The 17,162-nt window shown below is 75.0% G+C and carries 15 protein-coding genes and 1 riboswitch; of the genes, 12 read left to right on the top strand and 3 right to left on the bottom strand.

The genetic code is table 11. The annotated features are described in order from the left end of the window. The first annotated feature begins 42 nt into the window (after positions 1-42). Complete coding sequence (locus ACW14Y_RS32930; protein ID WP_456984522.1) at positions 43-504, top strand: very short patch repair endonuclease; 462 nt, start codon at positions 43-45, stop codon at positions 502-504. A 281-nt stretch (positions 505-785) separates the two neighbouring features. Here the strand turns inward: ACW14Y_RS32930 and ACW14Y_RS32925 are convergent, their stop codons facing one another. Then, positions 786-1,775, bottom strand: a complete 990-nt coding sequence (locus ACW14Y_RS32925; protein ID WP_380299395.1) for a class I SAM-dependent methyltransferase — start codon at positions 1,773-1,775, stop codon at positions 786-788. A 443-nt stretch (positions 1,776-2,218) separates the two neighbouring features. Next, the gene (locus ACW14Y_RS32920; protein WP_380299393.1) at positions 2,219-3,676 is read right to left on the bottom strand and encodes a glycine hydroxymethyltransferase; all 1,458 of its coding nucleotides are present in this window, start codon (positions 3,674-3,676) and stop codon (positions 2,219-2,221) included. A 21-nt stretch (positions 3,677-3,697) separates the two neighbouring features. After that, positions 3,698-3,795: riboswitch (ZMP/ZTP riboswitch) on the bottom strand. Positions 3,796-4,110: 315 nt separating this feature from the next. On the opposite strand from ACW14Y_RS32920, the gene ACW14Y_RS32915 reads away from it, so the two are divergent. The 6 genes from ACW14Y_RS32915 (at position 4,111) to ACW14Y_RS32890 (ending at position 12,000) form a co-directional block, all read left to right on the top strand. Next, entirely contained in the window at positions 4,111-5,085 is a 975-nt protein-coding gene (locus tag ACW14Y_RS32915; RefSeq protein WP_380299392.1) for an ABC transporter permease, read from the top strand. Positions 5,086-5,207: 122 nt separating this feature from the next. Next, on the top strand, positions 5,208-6,962 hold the full coding sequence (locus ACW14Y_RS32910; protein ID WP_380386812.1) for an ABC transporter substrate-binding protein: 1,755 nt from the start codon (positions 5,208-5,210) through the stop codon (positions 6,960-6,962). 93 nt (positions 6,963-7,055) lie between these two features. Further along, complete coding sequence (locus ACW14Y_RS32905; protein WP_380386815.1) at positions 7,056-8,048, top strand: ABC transporter permease; 993 nt, start codon at positions 7,056-7,058, stop codon at positions 8,046-8,048. A 35-nt stretch (positions 8,049-8,083) separates the two neighbouring features. Then, positions 8,084-9,805: a dipeptide ABC transporter ATP-binding protein gene (locus tag ACW14Y_RS32900; RefSeq protein WP_380439865.1), complete on the top strand. Its 1,722-nt coding sequence runs from the start codon at positions 8,084-8,086 to the stop codon at positions 9,803-9,805. 201 nt (positions 9,806-10,006) lie between these two features. Continuing rightward, positions 10,007-10,570 (top strand): EF-hand domain-containing protein, encoded by a 564-nt coding sequence (locus tag ACW14Y_RS32895; protein ID WP_380386818.1) that lies wholly within the window; start codon positions 10,007-10,009, stop codon positions 10,568-10,570. Positions 10,571-10,899: 329 nt separating this feature from the next. Continuing rightward, the gene (locus ACW14Y_RS32890) at positions 10,900-12,000 is read left to right on the top strand and encodes a PhlD (protein WP_456984518.1); all 1,101 of its coding nucleotides are present in this window, start codon (positions 10,900-10,902) and stop codon (positions 11,998-12,000) included. A 19-nt stretch (positions 12,001-12,019) separates the two neighbouring features. On the opposite strand, the gene ACW14Y_RS32885 is transcribed toward ACW14Y_RS32890, so the two are convergent. After that, on the bottom strand, positions 12,020-13,105 hold the full coding sequence (locus ACW14Y_RS32885) for an EamA family transporter (RefSeq protein ID WP_456984516.1): 1,086 nt from the start codon (positions 13,103-13,105) through the stop codon (positions 12,020-12,022). Between the two features lie 136 nt (positions 13,106-13,241). On the opposite strand from ACW14Y_RS32885, the gene ACW14Y_RS32880 reads away from it, so the two are divergent. From ACW14Y_RS32880 to ACW14Y_RS32860, 5 genes are all read left to right on the top strand, one after another. Beyond that, positions 13,242-13,664: a gamma-glutamylcyclotransferase family protein gene (locus tag ACW14Y_RS32880; protein WP_402721729.1), complete on the top strand. Its 423-nt coding sequence runs from the start codon at positions 13,242-13,244 to the stop codon at positions 13,662-13,664. A gap of 120 nt (positions 13,665-13,784) precedes the next feature. Beyond that, positions 13,785-15,038 (top strand): precorrin-6y C5,15-methyltransferase (decarboxylating) subunit CbiE, encoded by a 1,254-nt coding sequence (gene cbiE, locus ACW14Y_RS32875; RefSeq protein WP_456984514.1) that lies wholly within the window; start codon positions 13,785-13,787, stop codon positions 15,036-15,038. Further along, positions 15,035-15,796, top strand: coding sequence for a precorrin-4 C(11)-methyltransferase (cobM, locus tag ACW14Y_RS32870; protein ID WP_456984512.1), 762 nt, complete (start codon positions 15,035-15,037; stop codon positions 15,794-15,796). The genes cbiE and cobM overlap by 4 nt, the downstream gene beginning before the upstream one ends. Continuing rightward, the gene (locus ACW14Y_RS32865) at positions 15,796-16,587 is read left to right on the top strand and encodes a cobalt-precorrin-6A reductase (protein WP_456984511.1); all 792 of its coding nucleotides are present in this window, start codon (positions 15,796-15,798) and stop codon (positions 16,585-16,587) included. Before cobM ends, ACW14Y_RS32865 begins: the two co-directional genes overlap by 1 nt. Before the next feature lie 40 nt (positions 16,588-16,627). Next, complete coding sequence (locus ACW14Y_RS32860; RefSeq protein ID WP_456984509.1) at positions 16,628-17,155, top strand: DinB family protein; 528 nt, start codon at positions 16,628-16,630, stop codon at positions 17,153-17,155. Positions 17,156-17,162: the final 7 nt, after the last annotated feature.

Raw genomic sequence — 17,162 nt, 5'->3', positions numbered from 1 at the left:
GCTGCCGGGGGGCTGTCGGAGGGCTGCGGAATACTGGGTCGCATGTCGTCGCCCGCCGCCTCCTCCCCGTCCGTCGCGGCCCGTATGAGCCGCCAGGCGTCCCGCGACACCGCGCAGGAGCTGGCCGTGCGGCGGCTGCTGTTCCGCTGGGGCCTGCGCTACCGGGTGAACGCCAAGGTCCCGGGGCTGCCCCGGCGCACCGTGGACATCCTGTTCCCCGGGCCGAAGGTCGCGGTCTTCCTCGACGGCTGCTTCTGGCACGGCTGCCCGGAGCACGCGACCAGCCCGAAGTCCAACGCCGAGTGGTGGCGCACCAAGCTCGACCGCAACGTCGCCCGCGACCGGGACACCACCCGGCACCTGGCCGAGGACGGCTGGACGGTGCTGCGGTTCTGGGAGCACGAACCCCCGGCCGGCATCGCCCGGACGGTCTACACCCGGCTGCGGCCGGACGAGCCCGTGCCGGAGGCGACGGACGCCCCGGGTCCCGACGACGCCCCCTGAGCCCCGGCGGTTCAGCAGCGGCGGGCCCGGCGCACGGCGGAGGTGACGACCGGGGGCCGGAGGTCACCGACGGCGCGTTCGGCGTCGCAGGCGGGGCGGCGGCGCGAACGCCGCGGGTCCCGACGGCGTCCCCGAGCCCCCGCTGGTCAGCCGCGGCGGGCGCGGCGGATGGCCGAGGTGACGACCGGGGGCAGGAGGTCGCCGACGGCGCGTTCGGCGTCGTAGGCGGGGCGGCGGCGCGAACGCCGCGGGTCCCGACGGCGTCCCCGAGCCCCCGCCGGTCAGCCGCGGCGGGCGCGGCGGATGGCCGAGGTGACGACCGGGGGCAGGAGGTCGCCGACGGCGCGTTTGGCGACGTTGGCGGGGCGGCGGCGCTCGGCGGCGCGGGCGCGGCGGTCGGCGAGGTCGCGGTCGGCCGATTCGCGGTCGCGCTCGGCGGCGCGGAAGGCGTCCTCGGCGGCGCGGTCATCGGCCTCGGCCGCCAGCCGGGCGTGGTGGCGGGAGACCCGGAACGGCTCGGCGCCCGCGTCGCTGCCGCTGATCCGGACCAGACGGTGCCCGCCGACCGCCTCGCTGGCGAGGTCGCAGTGCGGCAGGGTGCCCCGGCGGGCCAGCAGGTCGAGCTGGGCGGGCTCCGGGTCGCCCCAGGTGCCGTAGAACTTGCTGTCGGTCAGCACGATCGGCCGCAGTCCGTGGTTGAACACGGCCTCCCAGGTGGCGGCGGCGACGCCGGGGGTGTGGGCGGAGCGGTAGTCGTCCAGGACCACGACACCGTCGGAGGCGAGTGCCGTCCGGGCCACCTGGATGTCCTCGGCGACGTGCTCGTAGAGGTGCGAGGCGTCGATGTGGATGAAGCGGAAGGCACCGGGCGCGACCCGGCCGCCGGCCAGCGTCGAGGTCGGGGCCTGGACGATCTCCGGCAGCCGCTCGTTGAAGGCCAGGTAGTTGGTCTCGAAGGCGGTGCGGGTCAGCGTCCTGCGGTAGGACATGTCCATCTCGGCGGCGTTCTCGTCGTCCGGGGCGTCGGAGTCGAACAGGTCGCAGACCGTGAAGGACTCGCCCGGTTGGAGGTGCGAGCCGATGACGATCGCGCTGCGACCCAGATAGGCGCCCATCTCCATGAGGTCCCCGGAGCGGCCGGCCTTCTCCTGCCGGCCGAGGAACCAGTCGAAGAGATGACGGTCCTGGTCCCAGAACCACCCGGGGACGTCGTCGAGCACCCCCGGTTCAGCAGGTCGCTGCTGGTCGGCACTGAGTGCGGCGTCGGTCACGAGGCGGCTCCTAACACGGTACGAACGACCATTGGGCACGATCTCCGGACTCGGGGCGGCCGCTGCGGCCCTTCGACGGTCCCGGCAGTCCGCGTCCGCGGCCGGGCCCCGTGGGCGGTCCGGGCAGACGGGCGCGACCCGGTCTGACACCGACGGTAGTCCGGGGCGCCCGAGTTCGCTGCAATCTACTCGCCACGGAGCGGAGTTGCGCGGGCTCGGAGCAAAGAATTTCGGCCCCCGGCAATTTGTGCGCGGAGTTGACCGGGACCCGTACCCGGCACGGGAACGGTGCGTCCATAGTGCAGCCCGGCCGCCCGGTTGTCATCAGCACGGCTCCCGGCGGCGGAGGGAGCACCGGGCCCGTCCGGCGGGGGCGGTGGCCCCGGCCGGACGGGCCCGGTCGGCTTGCTCGGTCGGCTTCCTCGGCCGACTCCTCGGTCGGGTCAGACCAGGTCGACACCCGGGTAGAGCGGGAAGCCGGCGAGCAGGTCGGCGGCGCGCCCGGCGACGCCCTCGGCGACCGCCGGGTCCAGCGTGTACTGGGCCTTGGACGGCGTGCCGGCGGCGGTGGTGGCCGGGGTGGCGGCGCGCAGCACGGTGTCGATCAGGCCGGCGATCTCGTCCATCTCGGCGGTGCCGAGGCCCCGGGTGGTGAGCGCCGGGGTGCCGATCCGCACACCCGAGGTGTACCAGGCGCCGTTCGGGTCACCCGGGACGGAGTTGCGGTTGGTGACGATGCCGGCGTCCAGCAGCGCGGCCTCGGCCTGGCGGCCGGTGAGGCCGTGGCCGGAGACGTCGACGAGCACGAGGTGGTTGTCGGTGCCGCCGGTGACCAGGGTGCCGCCGCGGCGCAGCAGGCCCTCGGCGAGCGCCTGGGCGTTGTCGACGACCCGCTGGGCGTAGTCCCGGAACTCGGGGCGCCGGGCCTCGGCGAAGGCGACCGCCTTGGCGGCCATGACGTGCGAGAGCGGGCCGCCGAGCACCAGCGGGCAGCCCCGGTCGACGTGCTCGGCGAGCTCCTCGACGCAGAGCACCATGCCGCCGCGCGGGCCGCGCAGCGACTTGTGGGTGGTGGTGGTGACGATGTGGGCGTGGGCCACAGGGTCCTCGTCGCCGGTGAAGACCTTGCCGGCGACCAGGCCCGCGAAGTGGGCCATGTCGACCATCAGGGTGGCGCCGACCTCGTCGGCGATCTCGCGCATCCGGCGGAAGTCGACCCGGCGCGGGTACGCGGAGTAGCCGGCCACCAGGATCAGCGGGCGGAACTCCAGGGCGGTGGCGCGCAGCGCGTCGTAGTCGATGAGGCCGGTGGCCGGGTCGGTGCCGTAGCTGCGCTGGTCGAACATCTTGCCGGAGATGTTGGGGCGGAAGCCGTGGGTGAGGTGGCCGCCGGTGTCCAGGGACATGCCGAGCATGCGCTGGTTGCCGAGCTCCCGGCGCAGTTCGGCCCAGTCCGCCTCGGTGAGGTCGTTGACGTTGCGGACCTTGGCGCGCTCGAGGGCGGGGCTCTCGACCCGCTGGGAGAGGACGGCCCAGAAGGCGGTCAGGTTGGCGTCGATGCCGGAGTGCGGCTGGACGTAGGCGTGGTCGGCGCCGAAGAGGGCGCGGGCGTGCTCGGCGGCGACGGTCTCGACGGTGTCCACGTTGCGGCAGCCGGCGTAGAAGCGGCGGCCGGGGGTGCCCTCGGCGTACTTGTCGCTGAGCCAGTTGCCCATGGTGAGCAGGACGGCCGGGGAGGCGTAGTTCTCGCTGGCGATGAGCTTGAGCGAGGCGCGCTGGTCGTCGATCTCCCGGCCGATGGCGGCGGCGATCCTCGGTTCGACCTCGCGGACCACGTCGAGCGCGGAGCGGAAGGCGGTGTTGGCGGCGGGGGTGGCGGCCGTGTGCGGCTGCTGGGCCATGACGGTCTCCTGAAGGGGAGGTCGGGGGGCCCAGGCGCTCGGCAACTGCGTCGTGATTCGGCACGGGGCCGCTTCCCGATGGTCGATTCCATCCGTGCGCGCCAGTCGCGGCCCGCCGGAATCGTACCAATGCCCGACGTCCTGTGGCGGAGATCTCAGAATGCGGGACAGCGGCGGACATGACATACCTTTTGTCCGCTTGCGCCCGTTCTTGTGCTACGGCCGTATTGCGGCGGAATGAAGCCGTCACAATTCCGGAACAAAGCCCGGGAAGCACTTCTCCGACGCGTTCGGAATGATTTGCGGAAAGTCCTCGGTGTCCGATCTGATGGCGCTCGGCGACACCCCGGGAAACCCCCGGGAGGGCGTCCGGAAATGTACGTCGGTGCACCTCCACCCATGGGGCGGCACGGAATTCGGGGAGTACTCCTGTCATGGCAGTGGTCGAACACGTCGCCGCATCGGACGCGCCGCCCGTGCGGCCCGCCCCGCCGGGGCTGCTGCGCCGGGTCTGCCGGGACCGCACCGGGGCCGTCGCGCTCGGCGTGGTGGCGCTCTTCCTCCTGCTGGCCCTGGCGGCCCCGCTGATCGCCGCGCTGTACGGCAAGAACCCCACCGAGCACTACGGCCAGAACGCGCCCGGCCTGCTCAGCGACGGCGGCCTGCCGATCGCGCCGAACGGCGGCATCTCCGGGGAGTTCTGGTTCGGCCTGGAGCCCGGCCTGGGCCGCGACGTGTTCACCCAGCTGCTCTACGGCATCCGCACCTCGCTGCTGATCGCCTTCGCCTCGGCCACCGTGACCACCGCCCTCGGGGTGCTGGCCGGGGTCGCGGTGGGCTACCTCGGCGGGATCACCGACCGGGTGTTCGGCTTCTTCTCCAACGTCCTGCTGGCGTTCCCGACCCTGCTCCTGCTGCTCGCGCTCAGCCCGGTGATCCAGTCCCGGCTGGTGGACCCGGGCACCGCGGAGCCGGAGTGGATGCAGTTCCTGGTGCTGGTGCTGGTGTTCTCCGCGTTCGGCTGGATTCCGCTCGCGCTTTCCCTGCGCGCCACCGTCCGCTCGCTCCGGGAAAGGGATTTCGTGCAGTCCGCCCGGGCGATGGGCGCCGGCGGATTCCACATCGTCGTCCGCGAGCTGCTGCCGAATGTCCGGGCGCAGCTGCTGGTGCACGCCACCATGGCGGTGCCGGCGTTCGTCGCCTCGGAGGCGGTGCTGTCCTTCCTCGGCGTGGGCATCAACGAGCCGGTCCCGGACTGGGGCCGGATGATCTCCCGCGGCTCCGAGGTGTTCCGGGCCGACCCGACGTACATGTTCTTCCCCGGCGTCGCGCTGCTGCTCTTCGTGCTCGCCTTCAACCTGCTCGGCGACGCCGTGCGGGACGCCCTGGACCCCCGGGCCGCCCGCTAGAAGTCGCCCCCGGGGCCGTCGCCGGCCCCGGTCCGACCGACCGCCTTCCTGCCTTCCTTCCGCTGTTCACCCGACAGTTCACCCGACCGCCCCGGAGACCCCGGGGCAAGGAGAGATTCGCCATGCGCTGGATCAGACCGTCCCTCGCCGTCGTCGCGACCGCCCTGCTGGCGACGTCCTGCTCGGCCGGCGCGGGCACCACCACCACGGCCGGCCCCGGCGCCGCGGCCAAGGACGCCTCGCCGCTGACCGCCGCGCTCGGCACCGAGAAGGAGAGCGCCGGACCGGCCCCCGCCGTCCCCGGTGCCCGCGCGGGCGGCACGGTGAACGTCTACAACACCACCGACTTCCGCCACCTCGACCCGCAGAAGGTGTACGCGGGCGCCGCCTACAACACCTCGCTGCTGTGGGGCCGCCAGCTGACCCAGTACCAGGTGGTGGACGGCAAGGCCAAGCTGGTCGGCGACCTCGCCACCGACACCGGCACCTCCAGCGACGACGGCCGCACCTGGACCTACCGGCTGAAGGAGGGCGTGACCTGGGAGGACGGTCAGCCGATCACCTCCCAGCAGGTCAAGTACGGCATCGAGCGCTCCTTCGGCAAGGGCTACGAGGTCGGCCCGCCGTACTGGCCGCAGTGGCTGACCGGCGAGGCCAGCTACGACGACGCCCGCAAGAAGTACGGCGGCCCGCAGGACGGCGACCTCGACGCGATCGCGACGCCGGACGACCGCACCCTGGTCTTCCACTTCCCGCAGCCGCAGGCCGACGTCCCCTACATGGCGGCGCAGTCCTCCTCCTCGCCGGTGCGCAAGGACAAGGACACCGGCACCGACTACGACCGGCTGCCGTTCTCCACCGGCCCGTACCGGATCGTCGAGCACGTCCAGAACACCCGGCTGGTGCTGGAGCGCAACCCGCACTGGAAGGCGGAGACCGACCCGATCCGCAGCCAGTACCCGGAGAAGTTCGTCTTCACCTTCGGGAAGGAGGCGCTCAACATCAACCAGGAGATCCTCTCCGGGCGCGACGGCGGCGCGGACGCCACCACGGTCGCCACCCAGCTCTCCCCCGAGCTGTACCAGACCGTGGACACCGACCCGAAGGCCCAGGACCTGGTCGTCTCCGGACGGCAGGGCGCCTTCGTCACCTACCTCATGGTCAACAACGAGCGGGTGACCGACCCCGAGGTCCGCAAGGCCCTCAACCTCGCCTACCCGCGCCAGCAGGCCCGCCAGGTCCTCGGCGGCAGCCGGGCCGGCGAGCTCGCCAGCACCCTCAGCTCGCCCGCCCTGGTCGACTGGCAGAAGTACGACCTGAACCCGGCCAGGCCGGAGGGCGACCCGGACGCCGCGAAGGCCGTGCTGGCCAAGGCCAAGCAGCCGCCCGCCTCGCTGACCTACGCCTACGCCAACACCCCGAACGGCCAGCGGGTCGCGCAGGTGCTGGTCGACGGCTTCGCCAAGGCCGGGATCACGCTGGTGCCGAAGCCGGTCGACGCCAAGGCCCTGCTGGACGAGGCGCACCGCGCCGACTCCCCCTACGACCTGTGGGAGGAGACCAGCTCGGTCGACTGGCCGACGCCCTCCACCCTGATCCCGTTCTCCTTCGACGGCCGCGCCAACAGCGACCTCAACTCCGCCCGCTACCACAACGGCGAGGTGGACAAGGAGATCGACCGGATCAACGGGATCGGCGAGCCCCGGGCCAAGGCCAAGGAGCTGTACGCGCTGGAGCAGACGGTGATGAAGGACCTGCCGGTGCTGCCGTTCGCCTACCCGAACGTCAACCAGCTGCGCGGCTCCAACGTCGGCGGCGCGTTCGTCCACCCGATCTACGGGTCGGTCAGCCTCGCCTGGCTCTACCTGAAGGCCTGACAGCCCGCACTCCCCCGGTGGTCCCGCCGCCCGCCCCGCGCGGCGCGCGGCGGGACCACCGCCCCGACGCCCACCGAACCCGGACCGGCCACCATGCTCTCCTTCGCCCTGCGGCGGATCCTCCAGGCGCTCGCCGTCCTGGCCGCGGTCTCCGCCGCCGCCTTCGCCCTCTTCTACGCCGCCCCCGCCGACCCGGCCCGCGCCGCCTGCGGCCCGCGCTGCGACACCGGTCAGGTCGCGGCGGTCCGCGCGAGCATGGGCCTGGACCAGCCGCTGCTCACCCAGTACACCGACTACCTGACCGGGATCGTGGCCGGCCGCGACATCCAGGACGTCGACGGCTCCACCCTGCACTGCGACGCGCCCTGCCTCGGCTACTCCTACCGGCTGCACCAGCCGGTCACCGAGGCCCTGGTCGACCACCTGCCGGTGACCGTCTCGCTGGCGGCGGGCGCGCTGGCCTTCCTGGTGGTGTTCGGGCTCGGCACCGGCTTCGTCGCCGCGCTGCGGCACGGCACCAGGACCGACCGGCTGCTCTCCGGCTTCACCCTGGTCGGCGCCAGCGTGCAGATCTACTTCCTCGGTTATGTCGCGCAGTGGGGATTGGTCTACACCACCGGACTGCTGCCGCTGCCCTCCTACACCCCGCCGGCCACCGACCCGGCCGCCTGGGCGGGCGGCATGCTGCTCCCCTGGATCGTCCTCGGCTTCGTCAACTCGGCCGTGTTCGCCCGGCTCTCGCGCTCCCAGCTGCTGGAGACGATGGACGAGGAGTACGTCCGCACCGCCCGCGGCAAGGGCCTCGGCCGGCTCCGGGCCCACCTCAAGTACACCGCGCGCGGCGCCGCCGGACCGCTGGTGCAGCTGCTCGGCCTGGAGGCGGGCGCGCTGCTGGGCGGCGCGGTGATCACCGAGACGGTGTTCGGACTGAACGGCGTGGGCCGGTTCGCCACCGAGGCCGTCGAGGGGCAGGACCTGCCGGCCGTGGTCGGCGCCGTGCTGCTCGCCGCCTGCTTCGTCGTGCTGTTCGTCGCGCTGGCCGATCTGGTGATCGCCTGGCTCGATCCGCGCATCCGCCTCGGCTGAACCCGCCCGCCGCCCTCCCGCCTGGAGCCCTCCCCATGACCCCCTCCTCCGCGACCGCGCCCGCGACCGCCGCCGCCACGCCCGTGCCCGCCGACGAACCACCGGTGCTCAGCGTCCGCGACCTCTCCGTCAGCTTCGCCGACCCGCGCGGCGGCGCACCCGTCCACGCCGTGCGGGGCCTGTCCTTCGACCTCGCCCGGGGCGAGGTCCTCGGCCTGGTCGGCGAGTCCGGCTCCGGCAAGTCCGCCACCGGGCTCGCCGTGCTCGGCCTGCACGACCCGCGCACCACCACGGTCACCGGCTCGATCCGGCTGGACGGACAGGAGCTGGTCGGCGCCGGGGAGCAAGTGCTGCGACGGGTGCGCGGCGGCCGGGTGGCCCTGGTCTTCCAGGACGCGCTGACCTCGCTCAGCCCCTTCCACACCGTCGGCGCGCAGCTCGCCGAGATGTACCGGCTGCACCACCCCGGCGCGGGCCGGGCCGAGGCCCGCCGGAAGGCCGCCGCGATGCTCGACCGGGTGGGCATCCCGGCCGCCCGGACGGACGACCACCCGCACCGCTTCTCCGGCGGCATGCGGCAGCGGGTGATGATCGCGATGGCGCTGCTGAACAACCCCGACGTGCTGATCGCCGACGAGCCCACCACCGCGCTCGACGCCCGTGTCCAGGACCAGGTGCTCGACCTGCTGGGCGAGTTGCAGCGCGAGCACGGCACCGCCGTCCTGCTGGTCAGCCACGACCTCGGGGTGGTCGCGGGCAGCACCGACCGCACCCTCGTCCTGCGCGGCGGCCTGGAGGTGGAGAGCGCGCCCACACCGGACCTGCTGGCCGCGCCCCGGGAGCCGTACACCAGGGCCCTGGTCGGCGCCGCGCTGACGCTGGACTCGGTGCCCGGCTCACCGCTGCCGACGGTCGACGACCCCTCGCCGGCGCCCCGGCCGACCGCCCGCCCCCGCTCCGGGTCCGAGCCGGCCGGCGGCCGGTGGCTGGTCGAGGTCGAGGACCTCTCGGTGCACTTCCCGGGCCGCCGCCGCTTCCCCGGGACGCGGTCCGAGCCGGTGCGGGCCGTCGAGGGGCTCGGCCTGCGCATCGCCCCCGGCGAGACGCTCGGCCTGGTCGGCGAGTCCGGCTCCGGCAAGTCCACCACCTCGCGGGTGCTGGCCGGACTCCAGCCCGCCACCGCCGGCACCGTCCGGTACGACGGCCTGGACGCCACCCGGCCCGACCGGGCGCTGCGGCGGCGGCTCGCCAAGGAGGTCCAGCTGGTCTTCCAGGACCCGTACGCCTCGCTCAACCCGCGCCGCACCGTCGCGCAGACCCTGGAGACCCCGCTGCGCCTGCACACCGCGCTCGGCGCGGGCGAACGGCGGCGGCGCTCCGCCGAACTGCTGGAGCAGGTCGGCCTGCCGGCCGACCACCTGGACCGCTACCCGCACGAGTTCTCCGGCGGCCAGCGCCAGCGGATCGGGATCGCCCGCGCGCTCGCGGCCGAGCCCCGGCTGATCATCGCCGACGAGCCGGTGTCCGCGCTGGACGTGTCGGTCCAGGCGCAGGTCCTCAATCTGCTGATGGAACTGCGCGAACGGCTGGGCGTCGCCTTCCTGTTCGTCTCGCACGACCTCGCGGTGGTCCGCCACTTCTGCGACCGGGTGGCCGTGATGCACCGGGGCCGACTGGTCGAATCCACCGACCGGGACCGCCTGTTCACCGCCCCGCACACCGACTACACCCGGGAGCTGCTCGCCGCCGCGCGCTGAGCGGACCGCGCTCCCGGGCCGCCGTCCGGGGACCGCCGTCCAGGGCCGTACGCGCGGTCGGCCGACGGCCGGTCACGGACGTGCGCACGGTCGGCCGACAGTTCGAGTCTTCGGCTGCGCGGCCGGTACCGGGCGGGTTAGCGTGCTGCGAAACGACCGCTGTGACGGTCCGACAGGGCATCTGCTCGATCCGGGAGAAACGTGTCCGAGGAAAAACTGCTCGCGAGGATCAACCACGGCTTCGACCACCTCGACGCCGACGGGGACGGCCGGCTCACCGAGCACGACCATGTGCTGATGGGCCGGGCGGTGGCCCGTTCGCTGGGGCACGCGGAGGGCTCCCGCACCGAGGAGCGCATCGTCGACGCCTACCTCGCGATCTGGCGCGACCTGCACGTCTCCCACCTGCCGGTCGGCACCACCTCGATCGGCCGCGCCCAGTTCGTCGCCTCGACCCGCTCGCTCGCCGACGACCCGGTGGCCGCGCGGACCGTGTTCGGCGCGCTGGCCGAGGCCTTCCTCGCGATCGCCGACGTGGACGGCAGCGGGACCGTGGACGCGGGCGAGTTCTTCGTCTTCCAGCGCGGCCACTTCTCCGCCCTCTCCCGCGACGACGCCGACGAGGCGTTCCGCCGGCTGGACCTGGACGGCGACGGCCTGCTCTCGGTCGAGGAGTTCGTCGGCGGCCTCATCGAGTTCTGGACCAGCCGCGAGGCCGAGGCCCCCGGGCACTGGTGGGCCGGGCGTCCTCCGTACGCGGTCTGACGCGGCCCCGCCCGGCCGGCCCGGAGGGGTCGCGCCCGGTCCCCCTCGGCGGACCCCGCCGGCTCCCCCGATCCGAGGATCCTCGCAGGTGACCGGCGGTGTCCCGGCCGGCTGCCGGGGCCAGGGGCGGGGACGGCGGCGGGACCGTCCGGCGGGTAGCGTGGCGGTGCCGGCGCCCGGACGGGTCGGACGCTGTCACGACGGGTCGGTGCGTCCCGGCCGCCCCCGGCCGGCCGGACACGGCGCCGTCGGGCGGCGCGCCACGACCGCCCGGACCGGCCGTCGCGTCCGGCCGGACGCGGCGCGCACAGCCGCAAGGAACCATCCGCATGCCCAGCACGGCCCCCGCTCCCGCTCCCCCCACCCCCCGGTCCGCCCCCGCGCCCGCGTTCGTCGCCCGCCCGGCCCTCGCCCTCGGTCCCCACACCGTGACGGCCGAGCGGATCCGGGAGGACATCCTCGACCGCAACCCCGACTACCCCGCCCGGCAGGCCCAGACCGTCCGGCTGGCCCTCGGCAACCTGCCCGGCACCCGCCGCTACTTCCGGCCCTACGAGCTGGTCTCCTCCCCCGAGCGCACCGCCGCCGAACGCAAGACCACCACCTTCGGCGACCTGCTGGCCGCCGCCGAACACGCCGCCGCCGAGGCGATGCTGACCGCGGGCGTCCGGCCCGAGCAGGTGGACTGCGTGATCGTGTCCAGCGCGACCGGGGACGCCGTGCCCGGGCTGGACGTCCACCTCCAGCAGAACCTGGGCCTGCGCCCCGACATCAGCCGGCTGCCGATGAGCCAGCTGGCCTGCGCGGGCGGCGCCCACGTCCTGCTCACGGCCCGTCGCTTCCTGGCCTGGAACCCGGCCGCCGTGGTGCTGGTGGTCGCCGCCGAGTCGCTCTCCTCGCTCTACCAGAACACCCGCACCTCGGTGGAGGACCAGATCTACAAGGGCCTCTGGGGCGACGCGGCGGCGGCCGCCGTGGTCACGGCCGAGCAGCGCACGCCCGGGCTCAGGCTGGAGCACTGCTTCGAGTACACCATCCCGCACACCACCGACCGCTACCGCAAGCTGACGGACCACCGGGGCGACCACTTCGCCTCCACCCGGGCCTCGCTCCGCTCGGTCACCGACCTGGGCCCGGCGCTGCTCGACTGGCTGGACCGGCACGGCGGACGGGAGCTGGACTTCGGCGTGCTGCACCCGGGCGGCCCGGCCATCCTGGACCGGCTCGGGGTGCTGCTCGACGCGGACGCCGCCTTCCTGCGGCACTCGCGGGACGTCCTCACCGAGGAGGGCAACCTCGGCGGCGCCACCGTCTTCTCCGTCCTCGCCCGCACCCACCGCACGCCCCCGCCGGCCGGTGCCCGCGGACTGCTGCTGGGCCTCGGCCCGGGCGTGACCCTGAGCACCCTGCTCGTCACCTGGTCCGGGTGAGCCGGTACCGGGCCCGGCCTCAACTCCGGTCGGGCTCGCGGGCGGGCTCCCGGACGGACTTCCCGGCGGACTTCCCGGCGGGCTTCCGTCCCGACCCGCGGCTGACGCTCACCACCAGGCACACGCCGGCCACCACGACGGCCCCGCCCAGCAGGGTGGGGCCGGTCAGCGGTTCGGCCAGGACCAGCCAGCCCAGCAGCACGGCCACCACCGGGTTCACGTACGCGTAGGTGGCCACCAGCGTCAGCGGGGCGGAGCGCAGCAGCCAGGCGTACGCGGTGAAGGCGACCAGCGAGCCGAACACCACCAGGAAGGCCAGCGCCAGCCAGGACCGGGTGGACACGTCGCCGGGGCGCAGCCCGCGCTCCTCCCCCCGGGCCAGCCCGATCAGCAGATTGCCGAGCCCGCCGGCGAGCATCTGGTAGGCGCTGGACGCGAAGACGTTGCCGGGCATCGGGATCCGCTTGCTGGCGTAGGAGCCGGACGCCCAGGTGAGGGTGGCGCAGATGATCGCGACCACCCCGGCGGGGGCGATCGAGCCCCCGATCGCGGGGGCGGAGAGCACGGCCAGGCCCACCAGTCCGAGCAGCACGCCGGTCAGTTCGGCGCGCCCGGGCCGCTCGCCGCCGGCCGCCGTCAGCAGCACCATCCAGAGCGGCACGGCGGCGACCAGCAGCGCGGCCAGTCCGGAGGGGACGGAGGTCTCGCCGAGCACCACGAGTCCGTTGCCGCCGGTCAGCAGCAGCAGTCCGACCAGGGCGGCGGAGCCCAGCTGCCGCGCGTCCACCCGGAGTCCGGCCCGGCCGTGGCGGACGGCGACGAAGCCGGCGAGCAGCAGACCGGCGGTCAGGAAGCGGGCGGCGGCGGAGAGGAAGGACGGCATGGTCTCCACCGCGATCCGGATCGCCAGATAGGTCGAGCCCCACACCACGTAGACCACCACGAGCGCCGTCCACACCCCGGCTCCGAGCCGCCCGGCGGCGGCCCCGCCGGTGTCGCCCGAGGCGGGGGCGGGGGCGTCGGCGGGCGCGTCGGCCGGGGCATCGGCGGGGACGGGGCGGGCGGTCGCGGACCCGGCCGGCCCGCGTTCGACTGGAGCTGTCATGGGTGTCCCCCCGGAACGGTACTGGCAGATGTACCCGACATGACACCGCATCGGCCGCCCCGCGCGCCAGTGGGTATCACCAGGCGGTCACCATCGAACACCGGTCCGCTTCCCACCCCGGCCCCGAGGAGTCCCCGTGCCGTCCGCCCTCCCCTTCTTCGTCTACGGCACCCTGCTCACCGGGGAGCGCAACCACGCGCTGTTCCTGGCCGGCCGCTGCGCCTCGGTACGGCCCGCGGTCCTGGACGGCGCGGCGCTGCACGCGGGGCCCGGGTTCCCGTACGCCGTACCGGACGCCGCCCCCGGCCGGCACATCGTCGGCGAGCTGGTGACGATCCGCCCGGCCGCCTACCCGGCGGCGCTCGCGGCGCTGGACCGGCTGGAGGACTGCCGGCCGGACGGCGACGGCGAGTACGTCCGCGCGCGGCTGACCGTCCGCACCGGGGACGGTGGCACCGCCCCGGCCTGGGTGTACCTGGCCGGACCGGCCGTCGGCGCCCGGCTGCGCGCGCACCCGGCGCTCATCGCCTCCGGCGACTGGCGGCGGCGCGGCCGATGACGGCCCGCCCGAGGGCGGCCCGCGCACCGGTCCGGGGCCGCCCCCTGGCCGACCGCCGGGCGAATACCGCCAGGTAGGCTGCCCCCACCCGCCCCGAGCACGCCCCCGAGGAGCCCCCCGGTGTCCCAGCAGCCACCCCCGATCACCGTCGTCGGGATCGGGGCCGACGGCTGGCCCGGACTCGCCGCCACCGCGCGCGCCGCCCTGCGGGCCGCCGGGGCCGTGATCGGCGGCCCCCGGCAGCTGGACCTGCTGCCCGCCGAGGAGGTCGGCGCCGAACGGGTGTCCTGGCCGTCCCCGCTGCGCCCGGCCGTCCCCGGCCTGCTCGCCCGGTACGCCGACCGCCGGACGGTCGTCCTGGCCAGCGGCGACCCGATGTTCTTCGGCATCGGCCGCACCCTCGCCGAGACCGTCGGCCCCGAACGGCTGCGGATCCTGCCGCACCCCTCCTCGGTCGCGTACGCCTGCGCCCGGCTCGGCTGGCCGCTGGAGGCGACCGAGGTGGTCAGCCTGGTCGGCCGGCCCCTCGACACCCTGCGGCTCGCCCTCAACCCGGGCCGCCGGCTGCTGGTGCTCAGCGCCGACGCCGCCACCCCGGCCGCCGTCGCCGCGCTGCTCACCGGGCTCGGGCACGGCTCCGCCCGGCTGCGGGTGCTCGAACAGCTCGGCGGACCCGGCGAACGGCAGCTGGACGGCCCCGCCGACGGCTGGCCGCACCCGCCCGGCGACCCGCTCAACCTGATCGCCGTCGAGCTCGGCGCCGACGGCCCCCGCACCCCGGTCGTCCCCGGCCTGCCCGACGGCGCGTACGAGAGCGACGGCCAGCTGACCAAGCGCCACGTGCGCGCCGCCACCCTCGCCACCCTGGCCCCCGTCCCCGGCGAACTGCTCTGGGACATCGGCGGCGGCTCGGGCTCGATCGCGATCGAGTGGCTGCGCGCCCACCGCGACAACCGGGCCGTCACGGTCGAACGCGACCCGGTGCGGGCCGAGCGGATCGTCCGCAACGCCGCCGCCCTCGGCGTGCCCCGGCTGCGCGTGGTCACCGGCCCCGCCCCGGACGCGCTCGCCGGACTGCCCGCCCCGGACGCGGTGTTCGTCGGCGGCGGCCTCACCGCGCCCGGCCTGCTCAACACCTGCTGGGCCGCGCTGCCGCCCGGCGGCCGGCTGGTCGCCAACACGGTGACCCTGGAGTCGGAGGCGCTGCTCACCACCTGGTACCGGCGGCACGGCGGCGAACTGCTGCGGCTCGCCGTGGCGCACGCCGTCCCGGTCGGCGGCTTCACCGGCTGGCGCCAGGCGATGCCGGTCACCCAGTGGTCCGCCGTCAAACCCGCCGCCGACCCCCTCACTCCCCGGGAGAACGCCTCGTGACCGTCCACTTCATCGGGGCCGGCCCCGGCGCCGCCGACCTGATCACCCTGCGCGGCCAGCGGATCCTGGCCCGCGCCGAGGTCTGCCTCTACGCCGGCAGCCTGGTGCCGCGCGAGCTGCTCGCCGAGTGCCCGCCCGGCGCCCGGCTGATCGACACCGCCAACCTCACCCTGGACCTGATCGTCGAGGAGATGGTCCGCGCCCACGCCGCCGGGCAGGACGTCGCCCGGCTGCACTCCGGCGACCCGTCGGTGTTCAGCGCCGTCGCCGAGCAGATGCGCCGCCTCGACGCGGCCGGGGTGCCCTACGACGTGGTGCCCGGCGTGCCGGCCTTCGCCGCCGCGGCGGCCGCGCTCAAGCGCGAGCTGACCGTGCCGACCGTCGGCCAGACCGTGATCCTCACCCGGATCGCCAAGCGCGCCACCCCGATGCCGCCGGGCGAGGACCTCGCCACCCTGGGCCGCAGCGGCGCCCTGCTCGTCCTGCACCTGGCCGCCGGGTACGTGGACGACGTGGTCGAGCAGCTGCTCCCGCACTACGGGGCGGACTGCCCGGCCGCCGTGGTCGCGATGGCCAGCCGGCCGGACGAGCTGGTGCTGCGCGGCACCGTCGGGGACATCGCCGGACAGCTGAAGGCCGCCGGCGTGGTCCGCACCGCGGTGATCATCGTCGGCCGCACCCTGGCCGCCGAGCAGTTCCGCGACAGCCACCTCTACTCCGCGGACCGCGAGCGCCCGCACGAGCCCTGCGGCACCTGATGACCGCGCCGGACCACCGCCCGACGACGCCCCGGGACCACCGCCACCTGCTGATCCTCGGCGGCACCACCGAGGCCCGCGCCCTCGCCGCCGCGCTCGACGGCCGGACCGGGCTCCGGGTCACCAGCTCGCTCGCCGGGCGGGTGGCCCGGCCCCGGCTGCCCGCCGGCGAGGTGCGGATCGGCGGCTTCGGCGGCGCCGACGGCCTCGCCGACTGGCTGCGCGCCGAGCGGGTGGACACGGTGGTCGACGCCACCCACCCGTTCGCCGCCGTGATGTCCGGCAACGCCGCCGCGGCCGCCGCCGCGACCGGCGTCCCGCTGCTGGCGCTGCGCCGCCCCGGCTGGACGGCCGTACCGGGCGACGACTGGCACCGCGTCCCGTCCCTGGACGCCGCCGCCGCGCTGCTGCCCGCCCTCGGCCGCCGGGTCCTGCTCACCAGCGGCCGGCAGGGCCTCGCCGCCTTCGCCCACCTCGACGGCCTGCACTTCGTGGCCCGCTCGGTCGATCCGCCCGAACCGCCGCTGCCCGCCGCGCTCGACGTCCTGCTCGACCGGGGCCCCTTCACCCTGGACGGCGAGCGGGCGGTGCTGCGCGAGCACCGGATCGACGTCGTCGTCACCAAGGACAGCGGCGGCGCGGCCACCGCGCCCAAGCTCACCGCGGCCCGCGAACTCGGCCTGCCCGTCGTACTGGTGGACCGCCCGCCGCTGCCGGCCGGAGTGCCCGTCGCGGCGAGCGTCGCCGAGGTGCTGGAGCGGCTCGCCGACCACGGCCCGATCGGGCCGTAATTCCCGCGCGGAACCCACCCCACGCTGCAAGGATGACCGGATGACCGACGCCTACGAACTCGCCGACGCCGCCCGCCCCGAACCGCCCCTGGCCGGTGCGGAACTCGCCACCCTGACGGGCTTCCTGGACTTCCAGCGCGCCACCTTCGCCTGGAAGTGCACCGGGCTGAGCACCGAACAGCTCCGCGCCCGCCCGCTGCTCCCCTCCACGCTCTCCCTGCTCGGCCTGACCCGCCACCTGGCCGAGGTGGAGCGCGGCTGGTTCCGCAACGTCCTCAACGGCGAGGGCCATCCCGGTTTCTGGGGCGGCAGGGACGTCGAGTTCGAGGCCGACGAGGCCGACCCGGACGAGGCCTTCACCGTCTGGCGGGCCGAGTGCGAGCACGCCCGCGAACTCGTCGCCGCCGCCCCGTCCCTGGACGTGCTCGGCCACTACCGCGCGCCCGACGGCCAGGAGACCGAGTACTCCCTGCGCTGGATCCTCACCCACATGATCGAGGAGTACGCCCGCCACAACGGCCACGCCGACCTCCTCCGCGAGCACCTCGACGGCCGCACCGGCGAGTAGCCGCACC

The organism is Kitasatospora sp. cg17-2, from assembly GCF_054031055.1.
This window is presented reverse-complemented; position numbering and strand designations above follow the sequence as displayed.

Coding starts and splice junctions, on each gene's coding strand:
- ACW14Y_RS32920 (WP_380299393.1), bottom strand. CDS start 3,676: ATGGCCCAGCAGCCGCACACGGCCGCCACCCCCGCCGCCAACACCGCC.
- ACW14Y_RS32865 (WP_456984511.1), top strand. CDS start 15,796: ATGACCGCGCCGGACCACCGCCCGACGACGCCCCGGGACCACCGCCAC.
- ACW14Y_RS32900 (WP_380439865.1), top strand. CDS start 8,084: ATGACCCCCTCCTCCGCGACCGCGCCCGCGACCGCCGCCGCCACGCCC.
- ACW14Y_RS32890 (WP_456984518.1), top strand. CDS start 10,900: ATGCCCAGCACGGCCCCCGCTCCCGCTCCCCCCACCCCCCGGTCCGCC.
- ACW14Y_RS32915 (WP_380299392.1), top strand. CDS start 4,111: ATGGCAGTGGTCGAACACGTCGCCGCATCGGACGCGCCGCCCGTGCGG.
- ACW14Y_RS32905 (WP_380386815.1), top strand. CDS start 7,056: ATGCTCTCCTTCGCCCTGCGGCGGATCCTCCAGGCGCTCGCCGTCCTG.
- ACW14Y_RS32930 (WP_456984522.1), top strand. CDS start 43: ATGTCGTCGCCCGCCGCCTCCTCCCCGTCCGTCGCGGCCCGTATGAGC.
- ACW14Y_RS32910 (WP_380386812.1), top strand. CDS start 5,208: ATGCGCTGGATCAGACCGTCCCTCGCCGTCGTCGCGACCGCCCTGCTG.
- ACW14Y_RS32885 (WP_456984516.1), bottom strand. CDS start 13,105: ATGACAGCTCCAGTCGAACGCGGGCCGGCCGGGTCCGCGACCGCCCGC.
- ACW14Y_RS32860 (WP_456984509.1), top strand. CDS start 16,628: ATGACCGACGCCTACGAACTCGCCGACGCCGCCCGCCCCGAACCGCCC.